The organism is Pontibacter silvestris, assembly GCF_020907275.1.
In the GTDB taxonomy this organism is placed as follows: domain Bacteria; phylum Bacteroidota; class Bacteroidia; order Cytophagales; family Hymenobacteraceae; genus Pontibacter; species Pontibacter silvestris.
In genome coordinates, this window is record NZ_JAJJWI010000007.1 from 19898 (window position 1) to 39624 (window position 19727).

Here is a 19727-nt window from a genome sequence, read left to right on the forward strand (position 1 = left end):
ATTAAGTTTCAAAAATACAGTCTTTTTCGCAAGAGCAAAAACTTATTGTAAACTAACCCTTAACTGAACGCCCCCTTCTGTAACGCTGCTTCGGAATGATGTCGAGATTTTAGGATCAGACACAGTCCGTAAAACATAAAACTGAAGGTTTACGCGCTGGCTTACTACGTAGTCTATAGTTGGGCGAAGCTGCAACTGCCTCGTTCCGTTTGTAATCTGGTTCTGACTGTACTCAGTCCCCTGATCATCTTCAGCAATGGCACGCTGCACCGTCTGGTTATCACGCACTGAAAGGTCAAGTCGCATAGTAAGCTCATTGTCCAGTACTGTTTGCTTCCCGTTTATTCTGAACGGAATGCGGAAATTAGAAGTAGCGTAGCCTAAGCCTATTACGTAGTCTTTCACACTTGTTTCCGTTACCTGAGCGTTAGTCAGGTTCAGCGACAAGTTACGTTCCACCTTATACTCCAAGCGGCCGGTAAGGTTTGTGTTTGTTCTGAAGTTGATTCCTAACAATGGTGCCAGACGTTCTGATACAGTTAGTTGGCTGACGATGTAATATGGCACCAGTTGGCCAAACTCATTTGTCTGCGATGCAAAGCCAGTCGGTTGCTGCGTATAAGCCAGCGATGTAGTATAGTTGCTGATGTTGTAGCTGGAATTATAAGCATGCGTAATATTTACTTGGCTGAACCATCTCTTAAAGAATGGCAACTGCGATAACCCATTGTAGTCAACCCGCCAGTTTGGAATAGGTAAACGTTTAAAAGGATTATCATCTGGTTTTGCTTCGTAACCATTAATATCCCGCCCCTGATAAGCATATAGGAATGCCTTCATCAATACTTCCTGTGAGTTTAACGTGTAGCCTGAATCGCTGGCTGCGGCATTGGCTGCTGTTAGTTGCTCCCGTACATTGTAACGGTACCGGATAAAGTTATCAAACGCTGCTGAAGTACCATTGCTCCTAGACTCAAATAAAGTACCTAAGGCCATAAAGGATGTACTGAAAGAGCCGGAATTAAATGGGTTCTGGCGCTGATCTGCTTCACTTATGTTTCCGTAGTCATCAACTTCTTTGCGGTAGAATACTTCCTCTATCTCTGACTTGTTCCTGCTTACATCTACCTGCAGGTTAAAGTTACGGAATGGCTCCAGGTTTGCACGGGCAGAAAACGTTTCTGTAAATATGGAGCTTAGTGGTGTATTCAGGTATTGACTACTGTCTGTATACCAGCCATTGTTGTAAGCTCTGTTGTAAAGGTTATCCAACTCGTACTGCTTGCCTAGTACAAACGGAAGCCCTGGTGCATCAAAACCTCTGTTTAAACCAAACATGTAAGTGCTTGGTAAATAACCGGGCAATAAGGTACCTCTGTTCTGCAGGTAAGTAAAGTTTACTGAGCGAGTCATCATGAATGCTCGTGCCAGTGCTTTCGCAACTTTCAGCTCCGGCTTAGGATTTTGAGCTGTGGTGTCGTTAGGCGCTGATTTTGCTTCTGGCGATGGAGGTGAGTTAACATCTCTAAAGAACTTAAGCTTGTTATACAGCTTAACCAAATCAAATTTTCCGGTAAGGCTAAGTTCAGTATTATTTTCTACTGTGTTGCCTAAGTTTAGGCTGTCATTAGTTAAGGCAGTAGAGCCCGCAGTCCAGATATAAGTAGCAGCATAACGAGTTTCTGCACCTATCCAGTCTGTTAATGGGAACTTGTCCAGTGGTAACCTGTAGTTCAGGGCTATAATCTGGTTGAAGTTCGTGTTTCGTCCTCCGTTCATCAGGTTGTTCCAGATAACTTTATTCTTATACTGCAGCGAATCTATGTCACTGTTAATGCGGTCATCTGGTTCGTCTACTATAGAACGGTTCGTGGCAGTGTAGTCCAGCGACAGGCTATTGGTAATGTCCCACTTCATGTCGTACACTCTGTTAAAGTAAAAGTACTTCTGGAACGTGGGTTCTATACCTCTTGTCGTAATCAAACCTGTTTCTGAATCCCGGCGTTGCAAAAAGGTTTCATTGTAGCTTCTGTCCAGGTCGAAGCGTACAGCAAAGCTGCTAGGCAGCGGCGTAAAATTCAGATCTTTAATCAGGCGCAGGTACGGCGAATTAAGGCTTTTAATCTCATCAAAAGGGGTAAAGTTTTTGGCCGCTGTATTGCTATAGATATATGCAATAGCACCTGTATATGACTTTGTGTAGTCGCGGTCTGTTTCAATATCCGTAAACAGCCGTTCTGCATAAGAGTAAGACAGCGACAGGTTTTCAATATCATACGGCCTTACTTTTGCTTCAGGATCTGTTCGTTCCTTGTGCACATTCAATAAGCTTATGCTTTTCCTTGTTTCGCGTGTCGTTACCTCTTTCCGATATGCTTCACGTGCCTCATTGTCATCTCCAAATCTGGTTAAAGATTGCTCCAGTGGTACGTCTTTATCCAGTGGGTCATACTGTGGCTCACTGTTTAAGGTGCTGTACTGAACTGTAAGCGGTACTTTTATACCTAACTTCTCAGGCAGGAGCTTATCAGCAACCACGTTGGCGCTTACGTCAAACTGTGCGGTGTTTTCACGTGAACGGCTTGCTATTTTCTGCTGCAGACCACCAAAGCCTACTGTTGTGTAAGCTCCTGTGGCAGTAATGTTAGCAAAGTCAGCCAGTTTAGTGTTCAGCCTTGCATTAGCTGCCCAGCCTGATTGATTTACAAAGTCTGTTACCCGGAACTCATCTACCCAGACGCATACTGAGTGCGCTCTGGTGTCATCGTTAGATTTTCTGGGGTTTCTGACACCAATCATAATACTTTGCACTTCGCTAAAATCAGGGTTGCCCATTACTCGTATGGTTCTCCCGTCTGTTAAAGGCACAGAATATGGAGTGTAACGATTATAGCTTGCATTACTGTTACGGGCTACTTTCGCATCTACAAAGTCTTGCAAGGCTATGTCTATTTCGTTTGCACTAGGCCATATTTCGCTTGCTACAGACTGGCCTGATTTGGTTAGCTTTAGTGGAACAAGGTATTCGTAGAAGTTCTGTGTAAAGTCGGTACCGATACGGATAAAGATTTCCATATCATCATCATTTGTATTCGGGTCATCAGACTCAGCATGCACAAACATCTTCAGGCGCTTATAGATAAGCATGTCCAGCGAGATGTTTTTGTAAACTGCTTTAGAGAAAGAGTCTTTCAAATCTTCTACGCACAGCTGCATGGACTGCTCGTTCTGGCGCCGGTTATTAGTAGAGGTATAGTCTCTGATACGTTCAATACCAGGTGGCAACACATAAGGAGATTTGCCTTCTGTAGCCATGCCATTTTCTTCAATATTTACTGTTGATATTGTAAAAGAACGGGCATCGTCGGTGCAGGTAAGGCACGGGGTGCCGTCGGTTAGTGGCTGCTGATAGGTACGCCACTGGTTTGACACAAACTGAAACTGCGACATACGCAACACTACCGGGTCTGCGAACTGTGTCATGTACATACGCATAAACCGGATTGACTTAAAGCCGCTAATGTTACCTATGCTGTTAGTTGGCTGCCGTACCGGAATACGGAACTGATACCAGTTAACTGTTTCGCCTGTTTCTGCCGTATGCTGTACCTGGTCTACAATATAATGCTGGCCTACATTTAGCTGGCCTGGCTGCAGACTGATTTTATATTCATAATACTGCTCCAGATCATTGATAACATTGTCTCCGTTAAGATCTTCCTTGTCTGGAGAGGCATAGTTAGCATAGCTACTGTTCTCAGGAGAGTTATTCTCCATGCCGTTATAGTTTTTATAACGGGCTAGGATTCCTGCATTTTGCTGGTCGTACAAGGGGTCCAGGTAATGTCTAAAATTGTCTGCGGAAGGGTCGTCTATAACGCTTTGCGGAGCAACACCAGGTATCCGGCTTATAAAAGCATCTTGAAAAAAGTTAAACTCACTGGCATCATTTAAACCATCCAGGCCAATATCCTGATACTGGCGCGCACCTGTCACTCCTGAAAAGGCATTCGTCAGGAACTGCTGGGTTGTTACACGTCCCCATATAGTCTCATTTAAGTCCTGCAGTTCTGTATCGTTGGTAGGCAAGCCATTTTCAAAAGCGTACTGGCCGTCTTTCAAAATGTCTTCTGATATATTACCTAAGTTAAAAACCAGCTCCCCACCATCGTTATTTTGTATCTGGTTTCCTTCAGCGTCTTTTCTACCATTTGGTCCAGTGATGAACGGGTCCATCATCCAGAACTCTATATATTCGATATTGGCATTATCAAAGTCTGTATCGAATGTTATGGCACGGCTTATACCACCCCAGTTATCTCTGGGGTCTCCTGCTAACCGCCCTTGCGCATCCAGTGCGGGGTTATAATTATACTGGCCGCGCTCATGAGGATAATAAGCTAAGTCAAAGGTATATTCGTAAGTATTTGTTACCGTCGGGTCGCGGCCAGGGAAAACTTCTTGATAACCAACACCCCGGACGTAGTGGTTCTTAATCTCTTCCTCTGTTATATTAGAGGGCCTTAAATTACTTGAGCTACGATAAAATATCTGGTCTACGGTGTACCAGGCTAACTTAGCCCGGTTATACGCATATGCTAATCCGGCGCCTGGCGCAAGTGCCTCAGGGGTAGAAGCAAGCCGCCAGCTGGTATTGTTATAGCCTCCTAGGCTATAAGGTGTTTCAGCCCCTTCAAAATCATCTATATAAGAGGCACCGTCTTCGTTGTAAGCTGACTTTGATTTGGCAGGAACAAGTTGGGCAAACTCACCACTAAATGTAACAGTAGATGGTACTTTGGTGTCTATTAACGGAATAGCATCAACCATTTTCGTCAGAAAACGAGAGTTCTTCTGCAAATTAACATCAAAGCCATAAATCGTGTTGTTTGTCGGCTCATCGCCTATGCTTACACGGTTAACGTACGCCTGTTCATTCAGGTGAAGCATGGTTGCTCCAATGTTTATATCGTCGTTTAGCCTATAGTCTAAGCGAGTGCCTAGCATAGTACGCGGTTGTATGTTCAGAAGCTCAGCTTTTTCATAGGTAACACGTAAATCGCTGGCTGAGCTAAGGTAGCTGGAGTTTAATATCTTAATACGGCCCAGATCATAAAATACTTGGTAATCTATGCCCTCCTCCAAAAGTGTACCTCCTGAATAAACTGCTACAGAACCTTCTGCAATCTGGAAGCCCGGAAGCATGATTTCGTCGGTGGAGCTTGCCTGATAGCGGCCTTTTATAAAGAATTTTGCTTTAACGTTGTTTTGTTGTGCATCAGACTGCGTTTGCTCATACAGTTCCTGGTACACGTATCGGTCAATCAGTTCAGGGTAGCCCTGTAGTTGAGTTTGCAGGTAATCACCAAACGGCTCTACCTGTGGGAAAAATATCCAGCCCTTGTCCGGGTTTATGGTTATGCCTGATAAAAAGTCAAAGTTACCGTCGCTAGGTCTATCGTTGTTTGTGTTAACGTTGTCAAGGTTGAGCACTTCTACCAGTGGAATGTTCTGTATAGGGCTTTCTTCTTTAAGACTGGTGATATCTACACCTGTTTCATCATCTTTATAGATAAGCTGGAGCTGAAAGCCATCTCTGTTTACCTGAGTAGCATTCAGGTTGTATACGTTTTTCATCATTAAATCCCAGGTAGGGTAGTTTAATGATGGGTTAGTTGCTTTTAGCAACTTCATTTGTATAACCTGCTCATCTTGTAAGTTCTGATAGTCATCCATCAGTTCTCCTACCTTGTAGGTTTTGCCATTGTAAGTATATTCAAAAGCAACTCCTAATACCTGGTCTGGTAGCAAGGTGGTGTTAAGAGATATATAACCTAATTGTTGGTTAAAGCTATACTCGTTAGTGTTAAGCTTGCGGGCACGTACGTGTTCAAAGTCAGTTCCTTTCTGTAATCCCTGGCTTTGTAAGTACTGATCCACATTGGTATTATTTCTGGCAGAAGAGGTGTTGGCTATCGTTCTGTAGAGTGAGTTGGCTCCATTGTTTGCAGGAGCAGCTGTCGCCCCTGAGCCAAACTGGTCTCTGTAAGGGTCAGGTTCACCTAAGTCCATGTAAGCTACCATGTTCCGAAGGTCCTGGGTAGAGTTGTTCGTATTGGTAACATACACTTCCAGCCTATTTATAGTAACACCAGAATTTACAAGTGGTAAGTTTTTCAGGACATTGTCGTAGCGGTTACGGAAGAACTGTGACAGGAAGTAGTGCCTGTTGTTGTCGTACTGGTCAATTTTAATTTCAAAGGTATTACTTTGATTACCGTTCTGAATAACAACCTCATCATTTGTGCCTCTTACACTTGCTGCAACGGCTGTAACACCCAAACGACCAAACTGTAACTGCGCTTTTACACCAAATAGGTTTTGCGCACCTGTAATCAGTGAGTTGTTAAGCGGGAGGCTAACATTACCAGCTTCTATCTTTCGGATAATATTTTCTTCGTTGCCGGCATAATCCAGCTTCATATTATTTTCAAAATCAAAGTTGGCGTTGTTATCCCAGTTAAAGTTTAGGCGCATTTTCTCCCCGATTTTTCCAACCAGGTTAAGCGAAATATTCTGCTCAAAGTCGAAGTCGCCGGTTCGCTGCTGCCGAAGTGGGATAGTTGGATTTTCGTTACGGTTAAAGCGTGCTCCGAACTTTAATGTTACATTACCATTTGGTTGAATATCGACGTAGTTACCTCCAAAAATTTTGTCGAAAACTGGGCTAATATAGATTTTAGGAATTAAACGGTTGCTGCTTACTACGCTTTCTCCATCTAGGCTGGCAGACTTGCTGCGCCAATAATTCCGGATTGCCTCTTTTTGCTGCCACTCAGAATACTCCCGCATAGACATGGAAGATGGCGTACGATACTCTACATCACCGATTGTCTCTGTAATATTATAGAGTTGCGCACTATCGTCTAATTCCACATTCAGCTGCAGGTTGCTTGGCTGCCCAAGCAACAGAGGGGAGGTGCTTGGACGTGTGCTAAAAGCATCACCTCGCCTGTCTTTTGGCACAAAAGTTGGCCTACGACTAGGTATATAAGGTACTAATTTGGAAGAGTCGGTTTTGGCTGTGTCCTGAAACGCCAGTAAGTACGGTAAAATAGTTTGTTTATACCGGCCTCGCGAGCGTATTTCTTCTGCCTGCGACCACCAAGTTAGCATAGAAATAGCAGCAACCGTTGCAAAGAACAGGTTGTTTTTTTTACTCTTCCAGGTCAATTGGATAATATTAAGAGGATTTTAATGCAAACTTTATCAGTTCTTCTACATTTAAGTTACCACCCTCACGCTTGATAATTGCATCGAGTGTTTTCTCTGCAACATTTTTTGCAAACCCTAGTGTAACTAAAGCAGATAACGCTTCGGAGCGGTTTGTATTGTATGCAGATGAAGACACTGTTGTGCTGTCGGCCACCAATACTTCTTTCTTTAATTTATCTTTTAACTCCAGAATAACGCGCTGTGCAGTTTTGGCCCCAATGCCTTTTACCTGCTGAATGGTGCGCACATCTTCTCGGACAATAGCCTGTTGTACTTCCTCCACCGATAACGAAGACAGGATCATGAGCCCGGTGTTAGGGCCCACTCCTGAAATCGAAATAAGGTGCAGAAACGTGTCTTTCTCTGCTACCGTTGTAAAACCGTATAATGTGTGTGCATCTTCCTTAATATGCAGGTAAGTGTGCAGCTTACAGCGTTCTCCGTTAGGCAGCGAAGAGTAAGTACTCAGCGATATTTTAATTTGATAACCTATGCCATTAATATCAATAATGACATAGGTTGGATCTTTATGGGTCAGCTTGCCATCAATATAGGCTATCATTTATTCTTATATATGCTGGTTTTTAAGATTTTGTGCATCTACTACTGCAATAGCTACCATGTTTTCAATATCTCGTATAGAGCTACCTAGCTGCAGGATGTGTACTGGTTTGCGCATCCCCATCAGTACTGGCCCGATAGTTTCGGCACCGCCAATTTCCTGCAGCACTTTATAAGCTATATTTCCGGAAGTAAGTGTCGGAAAGATGAGCGTATTAGCGCCTTTTTCTGCCAACTCACTAAACGGATAGTGCTCGCGCAGCAGGTCTCGGTTAAGCGCGGTATTAGCCTGCATCTCACCATCCAGTAATAAGTCCGGATAACGAAGCTTCGCTTTTCTTACTGCCTCAGCTGCCTTGTTAGGAATATCACCTCTTACTGAACCGAAGTTTGAGAATGAAAGCATGGCAACTCTAGGCTCCGTATCAAAGAAGCGAACAGTACGGGCTGTTAAGCCAATGATGTCAACCAATTCATCGGCTGTTGGGTTCACATTAACAGTAGTATCTGCGAAAAAGAAAGGTTCTTTCTTGTTTAGTACAATATACATACCGGCCACCTTATTGATACCCTCTTCCACGCCAATTACCTGAAGGGCTGGCAATATTGTTTTAGAGTAGTCGCGGGTTAAACCAGAGATAAGTACATCAGCCTCTCCAACTTCTAAAAGCATACTGCCAAAATAGTTGCGGTCACGCATCAAAGCTCTGCTGTCAGATAGGGTAAGGCCCTTGCGCTGGCGCTTTTCGAATAATAACTTAGCAAATTGCTCTCTCTTATCTGTTTCCTCAAAGGGGTCTACAATCATGCAGTCCTGGAGGTTAAGGTTGTGCTCCTGTATGATAGCGTTGATCTGGGCACGGTTACCTAAAAGTATCGGTTTAGCTATTTTCTGCTCGCTAACTGTCTGAGCCGCTTTTAGTATTTTATAATGATCAGCTTCAGTGAACACCACTGTTTTCGGGTTCTTTTTCGCCTGGTTTGTGATGCGTGTCATCAGCTTCTGGTCCATACCTATTCGCTCTTTCAGCTCCAGTTCATAAGCCTCCCAATTAGTGATAGGCTTGCGGGCAACGCCGCTTTCCATGGCTGCTTTTGCTACTGCCGGAGACACGGTAGTAATTAAGCGAGGGTCCAGTGGTTTCGGTATAAGATAAGTACGGCCAAAAGTGATTGTGTCGTCGCCATAAGCTTTATGCACAATCTCAGGAACAGGCTCTTTGGCAAGTGCTGCCAGGGCATATACAGCTGCCAGTTTCATGGCTTCGTTTATCTCTGTAGAACGCACATCCAATGCCCCTCTGAATATGTAAGGGAAGCCAAGCACGTTGTTTACCTGGTTAGGATGATCAGAGCGGCCAGTTGCCATAATAAGGTCTTCACGTGTAGTCATTGCTACTTCGTAAGCAATCTCAGGGTCTGGGTTAGCAAGTGCAAAAATGATAGGGTTCGGAGCCATTAGCTTAACTAACTCCGGGGCCAGCACATTGCCTGCCGATAAACCAATAAACACATCTGCATCCTGCATGGCTTCTGCAAGTGTCTTTATCTTGCGCATGGTCACAAACTGTGCCCTGGAAGTATCCAAGTCGTTCCGGTCAGGGCTGATGATGCCATCTATGTCAAACATAACAATGTTATCGATCTTCACACCCAGTGACAGGTACAACTTTGCACAGGCAATAGCAGCCGCACCAGCACCATTTATCACCATTCTGATGTCTTCAATCCTTCTTTCTGTAAGCTCTAAAGCATTGAGAAGTGCCGCTGATGAAATAATGGCAGTACCATGCTGATCATCGTGCATCAGAGGAATGTTCATCTGCTGCTTCAGCGCATTTTCTATTTTAAAGCTCTCAGGTGCTTTGATATCCTCCAGGTTAATACCACCAAAAGTAGGCTCCAGTGATTTCACAATCTTAATGAACTCATCCGGGTCTGTGCTGTCTATCTCAATATCAAAAACGTCAATTCCTGCAAATTTTTTGAAGAGTACCGCCTTTCCTTCCATTACTGGTTTAGAGGCATCTGGGCCAATATTACCCAAGCCTAAGACAGCTGTGCCATTAGAGATTACTCCAACCAGGTTGCCTTTAGAGGTATACTTGTAAACGTTGTCTTTATCTGCCTGAATCTCTTTACAAGGCTCTGCAACACCGGGCGAGTAAGCTAATGCCAGGTCGTGCTGGGTGCTTACCATTTTTGTCGGCACTACTTCTAACTTGCCGGGTTTACCCTCCATGTGGTAGTTAAGAGCATCTTGCTTGTTTACTTTAATCATGATATGCGTTGTAGTTGTATCTGTTTGCCAGATTTAAGTAATACTTTCTATTTCTTAATCTAGTTGGTTTAAGGCTAATTTGATAAGAAATTGCTGCTATTCAAAATTGAACTTCAAAGATAAAGGGTGTAAATGCTTTAATAAGCAGAAATCGCAATTATTTATATTAACTTAATTATCTGATGTTTAATATATAGTTTTGGTGCAGTAAAGGGAAAACAAAAAGCACCTTGTTGTAAGGTGCTTTTATATGTCTTGCTGTATATTAAAGTTAGCTAAGAATAAGCTTTTGGCCTGGTTTAATATCGTTTGTCTTAAGCTTATTAAGCTTTTTAATTTGCTCTACCGTTAAGCCATCATACTTTTTAGAAATGTTCCAAAGTGTATCACCAGGTTGTACGTGGTAGATAAACTGCTCTTTTGCTGGCTTTTCTACTGATATTCTATTTACCACTTTCTTGACAGGTGTGCTGTTTATTACACTCTTGTTTCCTTCATTTGATGCTAACACAATATTAGGTTCTTTAGCTCGGGGTTGTAGTACAACTAATTCCTGCTTTGGCTTAATTCTGGTACTTTTCAGGTTGTTCCATTCTTTAAGCTGATCTATGGTAACATGATGCTCGTTCGCAATACGTGTTAAATTGTCACCGCTTTGTACGATATATAATTTCTGTTCTACAGTGTCTTTGTTACTAGCAGGAGCTTCAGGTTTGGCAGAAGCAAGCAGAACCTGTGATTTTTCAGGGTTAAGCTCTACTGCAGGAGTTAGTGGTACAGGAGATGCAGCTAAAAGGATACAGCTACGATCTTGATTGTCTGCCAGTAAAGCTGAACGACTGGCAGGTACTCGCAGAGGATAATTGCGGATGTGCTTTGGTAATACTGTTTGCTTTAGCTCAGGGTTCAAGGCCATAAGCTCCTGCGGGTTCATATGTAGTTCTACAGCTAATTTTTCCAGATCCAGAGGCTGGTTTATCAACATTGTGTCTACATCAATAGCATATAATATAGAGTCTGAAAATATATTATGCTCCGGAGCATAATGCATGGCATAAATAACGGCTGTCATAGAAGGTATGTAGCCGCGGGTCTCGCGTGGGAGGTATGGGAAAATCTCCCAAAATGTTTTTTTACCTCCACCGGCACGACGAATTGCTTTATTTACATTGCCCGGGCCACAGTTATAAGCTGCCATAGCCAACTCCCAGTCATCATACATTTTATGCAGGCGGCGCAGGAAGCGCAATGCAGAGTCAGTAGACTTTTCAGGATCTAAACGCTCATCAATGTAATTGTCCTGCACTTTAAGCCCATACTCCTTACCTGTAGGGCCCATAAATTGCCACAACCCGGCAGCACCAACAGGAGATTTTGCTTTAGGGTTAAGCCCTGACTCTACAATAGAGAGGTACTTAAGCTCCTGTGGCATATTGTGTTTTTTTAGATACTTCTCATACATCGGAAAATACACGTTCTCACGCGTAAGCATGGTGCGTGTGTACTTTCGGTTGCGGATAGTGAAGTAATCAATATAACTCCTTACAAAGTTGTTAAACTCCAACGGAATTTCTGACTCAATACAGCTTAACCTATCCTGAATTACTTCATTCGGTTCGTTGGGAATATACTCCACCAGCAGGGCCAGTTCTTCAGGAGAAAGCTGTGTGGTATCAATTCTGAATTTAACGGAATCTTCTACTGTAAGCCTATCAAGCAAACGGCTATCATTGGAAGCATGGGCAAAGCCTGCCCAAATGCTTCCAATGATAGCCGCAAACACTGTAAAGAGTTTCGTATAGGTCATAATTAAAGTTTATGCTTCAACGGTAATCTTATCCAGGATATAATTCGAGAAAGCTAGCAAAGCTGGCTCATCGAATGAGCGGGTCATAAGTTGTAACCCGATGGAAAGACCATTGGCATCGCGACCAACCGGAATGGAGATGGCCGGAACACCTGAAAGTGAGGCCTGCACTGTAAAAATATCTTCCAGATAAGCTGCTACTGGATTAGCTGCATTTTCCCCAAGTTTAAATGCTGTTGTTGGGGCAGTAGGCAATATAAGAAAATCATAAGACTCAAGCAACTCTGCTGTTTTCTCCTTTATCAGTCTTCTTACCTTCTGTGCCTTTGTATAGTATGCGTCATAGTAGTCAGCACTTAATACAAAAGTGCCCAGCATAATACGCCGTTGTACTTCTGCGCCAAAGCCTTCTGCTCTTGTCTTTTTATAAAGGGAGTTAAGGTCGGTAACATTGTTGCTACGGAAACCATACTTAACCCCGTCGTACCGGCCCAGGTTTGAACTGGCCTCTGCAGTAGTCAGAATATAGTAGGTAGGCACAATGTAATCAAGATAAGGGAAGTCTACAGCCTCAACTGTATGACCCGCTTCTCTGAGCATGTCTTTTACGTTCAGAATGCAGTCCTTTACTTCTGTATCTAATCCCTCATTCTCGAAGCAGTCGCGGATATAACCTATCTTGTATGTTTTGTCAGATGATAGTAATTGGCTGTAAGCGGGTACCTCCCGTTGGCTTGCTGTACTGTCTTTGCCATCTGGCCCTGCCATTACCTCTAAAAGCAAAGCAGCGTCTTCAATACTCCTGGTAATTACCCCAATCTGGTCAAAAGACGATGCATAGGCTATGAGGCCATAGCGTGAAATGCGTGAATAAGTAGGCTTCATGCCTATTACGCCGCAAAATGAAGCTGGCTGACGTACAGATCCTCCTGTGTCGGAACCTATAGATGCCAGGCATAGGGCAGCCTGCACAGCTACTGCCGATCCGCCGGAAGAGCCACCTGGCACACGCGTTGTGTCGTCGGCATTAAGGGCAGGCCCAAATGAAGAGTTTTCATTTGAACCTCCCATGGCAAACTCATCGCAGTTTTGTCTGCCAATAATAATGGCATCTTCTGCAAGTAAACGCTCTACTGCCGTAGCGGTATAAAGCGACTTGAATCCATTTAAAATTTGGCTGGAAGCCTGCAGACTGTGCCCTTTATAGGCTAGCACATCCTTAATGCCGATTACCATACCCGCCAGCTTACCGGCTGTGCCATTGGCTAACTTTTGGTCAACGGTGTCGGCCTGTGCAAAGGCTTCTTCTTCAAAAGTCTCCAGGAAAGCATTCAGCGTTTCCTTTTCTTTGATATTTTGCAGGTAGTGCGCTACTAGTTGGCGGCACGTAATTTGGCCATTGGCGATATCTGACTTGATGTCGCGTAGCGAATTATACTGTCTCAATCTAATTTAGGCTTGTTATCCTTATCCTCTATGGATCGTTCTAGTTCATGTTTGATCTCATTTGTCGCATCTTTGAACTCACGTATACCACGGCCCATAGCACGGGCTATACCAGGAATCTTATCTGCGCCAAACAATAAAAGTACTGCTGTAATAACGACAAGCATCTCTCCCCCTCCCAGATCACCGAGAAAAAGAAGAACTGTACCCAGGTACATACTTTAAAGATATAGTTTAGAATAAAACTACTTCGTGTTGTTGTCGTCTTTCACAGAGTTTTCAAGATCGCTCTTGATTTCTTTTGTGGCATCTTTAAACTCACGGATACCGCGACCTAAACCTCTGGCAAGCTCAGGAATACGTTTAGCACCGAAAAGCAACAAGATAGCGAACAGGATTAAGGCTATTTCTGTGCCGCCTAATCCACCCAGGAAAAGAAATACGTTGTTGATTGCCATGGTCTTAATTCTTTAAGATATAAATTGCTACAAAGTTAGAGTTAATATTTATTTAAACCCACATCTACTCATATAAGTTTAATAAGTGCCTCTATAATGCAAGATACTTATTAAACTGCTATTTTACTAAACAGCCTGTACTGTTCTGTTATTTTGTATTTGGTGGAATATATTTTAGACTAATCCTGATGTTTTACTTTGTTCCCATAAGAAAACAAGGGTGGACCCTGCTTTTGAGATGCAAGCAATAACTTAAGGAAGCAATTTACTTTTGGTCTAAGTTTATTAAAATAAAAATATTGTACTTAATTTAAACTGTACTTTTATTTGTATGTGCTTAATACCTTGTCCTGTAAGAGTACAAAGTTTGATCTTATTCCCATAGGGGTAATCGCTTTCCCAAATGAAGAATTTCCAAGAAATCATCTTGTTTGTAAGTGTATGAATATTAGTCAGTTGTGTTTTTGGTGAATTTTGGCCTAACTATTGCTTATAGTGTTTTGCTTTGCTTACATTTATTTAGCTTCAGTTTGTGAAGTAGGAGAAAAAGATAGGTGGTTCTGAAGCAAGAAAGAGCAATTATTGCAGGAAACTGAAATCTCTGGAAAAAGTTTTTAGGAAGCGCAACAAATATTAGAAAGTATAAGTATAACTATACTTAAATATGGTAAATTGTTTTATATTTGCGCAGTAGTTGGATGTACAATATGAAAGTTGTATATTTAAGGTATGAAATTTATAGAGCCTTTTGAGGAAACTCTATAGAGCTCTTTTATAAATAATAAAGAAATTAAGTTTGTTTTCATAGCTTGGAAAGGCACCCTGCTTTGTAGGGTGTTTTTTTGTTTTTAGGCAATTTTATTCAATAAAAAGCCTAGAAACAGAAGAGCCGCAGTAACTACTGCGGCTCTTCTGTTTCTATAAGCTATGTATCTACAGCTAAAAGCGGGAAAGTACAATATGTGTGGTGCGCTTTTATTTATGGGACAGCCAGGTTTCAGGATTTAAGTTGACGTTGTTCTTCCACACCTGGAACTGGAGTTCAGAAGTTCCGTCTGCACCGGTGTACACAGTTCCTATCACATCTTTTATTTTCACTGTCTGGCCTGTGGTTACATTTACTGACTTAAGGCGGGCATATACAGTAAAGTATTCTCCATGCTGCACCATTACAATATTATTCATGCCGGGTACACTGGCTACTGTTAATACTTTACCCTCAAAAATAGCCCGTGCTGTTGCTCCTTGCGATGTCTGTATATCAATACCACGGTTCTCAACGACTACTCCCTTTAGTACAGGGTGATTGTGGCGACCAAATTTCTGGGAGATAAAGCCTCGCTCTACAGGCCAGGCCAACCGACCTTTGTTTCCGGCAAAAGAAGAGGAAATAAGTGCAGCCTCTGGCGTTAAGGTTACCTTGTTAGCACTTCCGCTAGAGGCCCGGCCAGCTTCTCGTGCTGCGCGTGCGGCCCGGGCAATCTCTTCGCGAACAATGTCCGCTATCAGATTATCAAGTTTCTTAACGGCTTTCTGGCGCTGAGCTACTTCTTGCTTAAGGTTACTTTCCTGTTTGCTTAGGTTAGAAATAACACTGTCTTGCTGGGTTTTAAGGCTAAGCAGGTTCTTGTTCTCCTGTATCTGCCTGTTGAGCAGGTTTTGCTTCTGCTTCTTTTTAGAGTCTAGTACAGCTAATTGGTTATTGAGTGCATCCTGCGCCTTATTTATTTGCTCCACCTGCTTTTTACGGGCTTCGGAGTACTGCTGCAAATAACGCATACGTCGCACAAACTGGTTGAAAGAATCTGCCGCAAAAAGAAACATAAGCTTATTGTAACTATTAGCTGTCTTAGAGGCTGCGTAAACCATACTGGCATATTCTTTTTTCAGGTTCTCCAGGTCTGATTCAAGAGAACGCACCATACCCTCTGTTGTTTTTACATCGGACTGTATAAGTGTTATTTCTTTAGAAACAGTTTGGATAACGCCTTTCTGAACTGTAATTTTTTCTTTGATAGCGTTTAGCTGGCCAATAGAGGCTTCCTTCTGCTTTTTAGTCTGTTGCAGAATCTTGTTCGCTTCTTTTATTCGGGTGAGGTTTTCCTTTTTCTCTTTCTCCAGTTGTGCTTTCGATTTCTTTTTTTGCGCATGAGTGGCAAAAGGCAACGAAAGGAGGAGAAAGAAAAAGGCTAATCTGTAAAGGGCCTTCATTAAACTTATAGTTCTTCTCTCTTGAGTTTACAAATATGGTGAATCTATAAGTGAAGAACCAGTGGCTGCAGAGATTTAATTAGTAGCTAAGTGTTTATAATCAGAGGGTACGTTGAAAGGAAAGGTTAATACCTCGTCCGTGACAGTTACTTTGCTATGATTAAGCGTAAGGTCTGATACCCGCCCGCCCTGCATAATTACCTGGGCCACTAGATCATGGGCAAAGGGTATAGGCCCAACTGCCTGAAAATTGTTGTACTTAACGGTGATGTTATTTCCCGATTGCTGGTCCTGTATATTAAGCTGTTGAACTTTTTGCTGATCGCGCCTGACAAAATAGTCGAAGAGGAGGTTCTGGCGCAACTGTTGTATGTGTTGTAGTTGTGCCTCATCCATTACCTTTTCGGCTCCAGTAGGCTGGTAGTTACCTAGTAGTACAGCCTGCAGTACATTAAAGTTGATATTTACGTTAAGCCTGCTTCTGAGGTAATTATAGTCTGTTGCGGTGTATTCTTTGCGGAGACGATTCATGACATATATAGAGTCCTGTGTCAGTTTCATACGGGCAGCTTCAATACCAAGGCCAGGTACTACAGACATCCAGATCACACTGTCTTTCTTCATGCGTAGCGACACACCTGATGATAAGTTTTCTCCGTTGCCAGACAGGGAAAAACGGCTTTTTGCACTCAGGTAAGTAAAATCCAGGTTCTTAACAGCTACGCTTCCTATGGTTTCTGTGGTGGCAGAGGCAGTTGTAGGTACAGACTCTTTCTTACAGCTTGCCAGAAGAAACAAGCTGAGCAGGCAGAGCAATATATGTTTACTCATAAAGTTTTTTCTCTTTTATCTTTTTATCGATAAAGGCAGACGTTTCTCCTTTTAGCTTTGCCTTTTGCCACTGGCTAACAGCTTCTTCTTTTTTGCCTAATTTAAACAGTACATCGCCATAATGCTCTACAACAGTGGCATCGTCAGAAATGGCAACGGCCTGCTCCAGGTACTTTCGGGCCTCGCTGTAATCGCCCATTTTGTACAGTACCCAGGCATAAGTGTCTAAATAAGTTGGGTTGTTAGGATGGAGCAGTACTAACTGGTTCGCCATTGTTTTGGCTTTCTCCAAGTTCTCGTTACGTAGCGATAAAAAGTAGCTATAGTTATTTAAAACATGTTCGTTATCAACATCTATGTTCAGCACTGCTTCGTATGCCTCGTCAGACTTTTTATAGTTCTTAAGCGAATTATAAGCATCTCCTAATTGCATATTAAACTGTATAACCAAGTCTGATTCGTTAGAAGACAAACGTTTGCCATACTCCAGGGCCTTTGCCGCTTTCTCAAAATTTTTCTCAATTAAATGGCCTGTTCCGTTATAGAACCAGAAAACTGCCTGGTTAGGAAACAACTCCAAAGCTTTATCAGAGTGTTCTACCAGCGAGTCTGCCTGCATCAGCTCAGCGTCTAACAGCACAATCTGTTGCCATATCTTAAAATGAGAGTCATCCAGTTTAACGGCTGTCAGGTAGTTGTTGCGAGCCTCTTCTTTCTTACCTACAATTGTCTGGAGGTCGGCAGCTACGGCATAGGCTTTAGCTTCTTCAGGATGGTTTTGTATAGTAAGATCAACCAACTCTAAGGCTACACCTTCAATTTCTGGGTTTGGTAACTGCCGGATAAAGTCCACCAATATTCGCACTTTGGTGTCTATATCCAGGTCAGGACTGGAAAAAGCTACTTTTACCTGCTTTTCAGACTCAGTGGCATTGCCTTTCTGGCGGTATAAGTCAGAAAGCATAAGATGAGCAAAAGGGTTGTTTGGCTCAATGTGCATGGCCTTTTCCAATACCCCAACAGCAGCGTCCGTTTCTTTAGAGGCATTATAAAGTTCGGCCTGTGCCAGGTAATAGCGTACTTCCCCGGGGTTGGCTTCTATAAGCTTTTCACCTTCCTTTACGGCTTTTTCGATGTTGTTCTGGCGGAGGTATATCTGCTGACGATTAACCGAAAGCTGCTCCAATGAGCCGAACTGTTTCTCAATACGGTAATAGGTCTTTAAGGCATCGTCGTAACGGGACTGCGACAGGTACAGGTCTGCAAGGTTAAAGAGATATTCTTCCGAGCCAGGTACGTTGCTTATTAAGCTGTTGTAGACCTGGGCTGCTTCATCAAACTGTTTCTGATCTGCATACAGCTGTGCCAGCAGAAGATAATAATAGGCGTTTTTGGTGTCGTTGGCAATAGCAGCCTGAGCAAAGGGCAAGGCTGCCTTTGCGTTCTTCATCAGGAGATAAGTTTCTCCTATTTTATAATTAAGAGCGGCGTTACCAGGGGTAAGAGTATAAGCTTTTTGAAAAAGCTGGAGGGCTTGTGTGTAGTCCTCCAGCATAAAATATTTCACTCCATCCAGAAATAAAGCCTCGCTTATGCGCTGGTCCTGTTCCGATGCTTGCTTTACTTGTTTAGGGGCAGTAGCAGCCTCGCGTGTGGCTTTTGATTGTTTTTTATTTGATTGGGCGTTGCTTTCTCCTGCCAGTAAAGCTAGGATGCAAACAGCCAAGGCCATATTTCTGAACTTAGTCATGTAATCTATTCCGTTAGCGTATTAAAGTCGCCGAGGCTAAGGTCAGACTGGCGGCCTTCATAGTAAACAAAATTACCAAGCATTGAGTTTGCTATGTTTCCGTTTTTAAGGCTTGAGTCTTTCTGAATAATGGAATTGCTCACCACTGAATTGTATACGCTGGTATTGTCTCCTATAGAAACGTGTGGTCCGACCACTGAGTTCTGGATCTTCACATTTTCGCCAATGTATACAGGAGGGATGATAACTGCATTCTCCAAAGCAGCTGTTGGGGCCACTAAACCTTCCTCATCCTTTATATACTCCAAATAGCGCTGATTAGTATACACAGTTGCGTTTTTATTTCCGCAATCGAGCCATTCTGTTATTACACCAGGTGTAAACTTGGTGCCTTTATTCTTCATATTCTCTAAGGCATTGGTAATCTGGTACTCACCTTTATCCTTAATGTCATTGTCTAGCAAGTACTGCAGTTCGCTGCGCAGGTATTCTCCATCCCGGAAGTAGTAGATACCAATAATGGCTAAATCAGATACGAACTCTTCTGGTTTTTCTACAAAATCGGTAATCTCGTTATTATCGTTCAGCTTTACGACACCATAAGGGCGAGGGTCCTCTACACGTTGTACCCAAATGGTACCATCGGCATTGGTGTCAAGTTTAAAGTCGGCTTTAAACAGCGTGTCGGCAAAAGCAACAATTACCTTACCCGCCATAGAATCTTTTGCACAAAGAATGGCATGCGCAGTACCAAGGGCTTCTTCCTGATGATAAATACTTCCTTTTGCACCAACAGACTGGGCAATGTTTTTAAGATCCTGCTCTACCTTATTGCCAAAATCACCAATAATAAAGGCAACTTCCTCAATAGGCTCGTCGCATACTTTAGCAATGTCTTCTACCAAGCGCTGTACAATTGGTTTTCCTGCAATAGGAATTAATGGTTTAGGAACAGTCAGAGTGTGTGGGCGCATACGCTTACCCATCCCAGCCATTGGTATTATGATTCTCATAGGTAAATATTTTGTTTAAATTTATGATTTATTTAGGGTGATATATGCTCTTCTACTGTTATTAGTAGGTTTGGGTTATATATGTATTCATATA

Annotated in this window: 11 protein-coding genes; all 11 read right to left on the reverse strand. The window is 42.8% G+C overall.

All coding sequences use genetic code 11. From position 1 onward, the window contains the following. Positions 1-42: 42 nt before the first annotated feature. Positions 43-7176 carry a T9SS outer membrane translocon Sov/SprA gene (gene sov, locus LN995_RS07840; RefSeq protein ID WP_229960088.1) on the reverse strand — a complete coding sequence of 2378 codons (7134 nt, stop codon included), beginning with the start codon at positions 7174-7176 and terminating at the stop codon, positions 43-45. Between the two features lie 67 nt (positions 7177-7243). Continuing rightward, positions 7244-7837: a Holliday junction branch migration protein RuvA gene (ruvA, locus tag LN995_RS07845; protein ID WP_229960089.1), complete on the reverse strand. Its 594-nt coding sequence runs from the start codon at positions 7835-7837 to the stop codon at positions 7244-7246. A gap of 6 nt (positions 7838-7843) precedes the next feature. Beyond that, a complete protein-coding gene (locus LN995_RS07850; protein ID WP_229960090.1) occupies positions 7844-10117 on the reverse strand; it encodes an NADP-dependent malic enzyme in 2274 nt (757 codons plus the stop codon). Positions 10118-10388: 271 nt separating this feature from the next. Further along, entirely contained in the window at positions 10389-11924 is a 1536-nt protein-coding gene (locus LN995_RS07855; RefSeq protein ID WP_229960091.1) for a lytic transglycosylase domain-containing protein, read from the reverse strand. 9 nt (positions 11925-11933) lie between these two features. Next, complete coding sequence (gatA, locus tag LN995_RS07860; RefSeq protein ID WP_229960092.1) at positions 11934-13370, reverse strand: Asp-tRNA(Asn)/Glu-tRNA(Gln) amidotransferase subunit GatA; 1437 nt, start codon at positions 13368-13370, stop codon at positions 11934-11936. Then, positions 13367-13588, reverse strand: coding sequence for a Sec-independent protein translocase subunit TatA/TatB (locus LN995_RS07865; RefSeq protein WP_229960093.1), 222 nt, complete (start codon positions 13586-13588; stop codon positions 13367-13369). The genes gatA and LN995_RS07865 overlap by 4 nt, the downstream gene beginning before the upstream one ends. Positions 13589-13615: 27 nt before the next feature. Further along, positions 13616-13828 (reverse strand): Sec-independent protein translocase subunit TatA/TatB, encoded by a 213-nt coding sequence (locus tag LN995_RS07870; protein WP_229960095.1) that lies wholly within the window; start codon positions 13826-13828, stop codon positions 13616-13618. A gap of 975 nt (positions 13829-14803) precedes the next feature. Further along, on the reverse strand, positions 14804-16039 hold the full coding sequence (locus LN995_RS07875; protein ID WP_229960097.1) for a murein hydrolase activator EnvC family protein: 1236 nt from the start codon (positions 16037-16039) through the stop codon (positions 14804-14806). 75 nt (positions 16040-16114) lie between these two features. Next, complete coding sequence (locus LN995_RS07880) at positions 16115-16870, reverse strand: DUF4292 domain-containing protein (protein ID WP_229960099.1); 756 nt, start codon at positions 16868-16870, stop codon at positions 16115-16117. Beyond that, the gene (locus tag LN995_RS07885; RefSeq protein ID WP_229960100.1) at positions 16863-18620 is read right to left on the reverse strand and encodes a tetratricopeptide repeat protein; all 1758 of its coding nucleotides are present in this window, start codon (positions 18618-18620) and stop codon (positions 16863-16865) included. The genes LN995_RS07880 and LN995_RS07885 overlap by 8 nt, the downstream gene beginning before the upstream one ends. 5 nt (positions 18621-18625) lie before the next feature. After that, positions 18626-19633: a sugar phosphate nucleotidyltransferase gene (locus tag LN995_RS07890; RefSeq protein ID WP_229960101.1), complete on the reverse strand. Its 1008-nt coding sequence runs from the start codon at positions 19631-19633 to the stop codon at positions 18626-18628. Positions 19634-19727 lie beyond the last annotated feature (94 nt).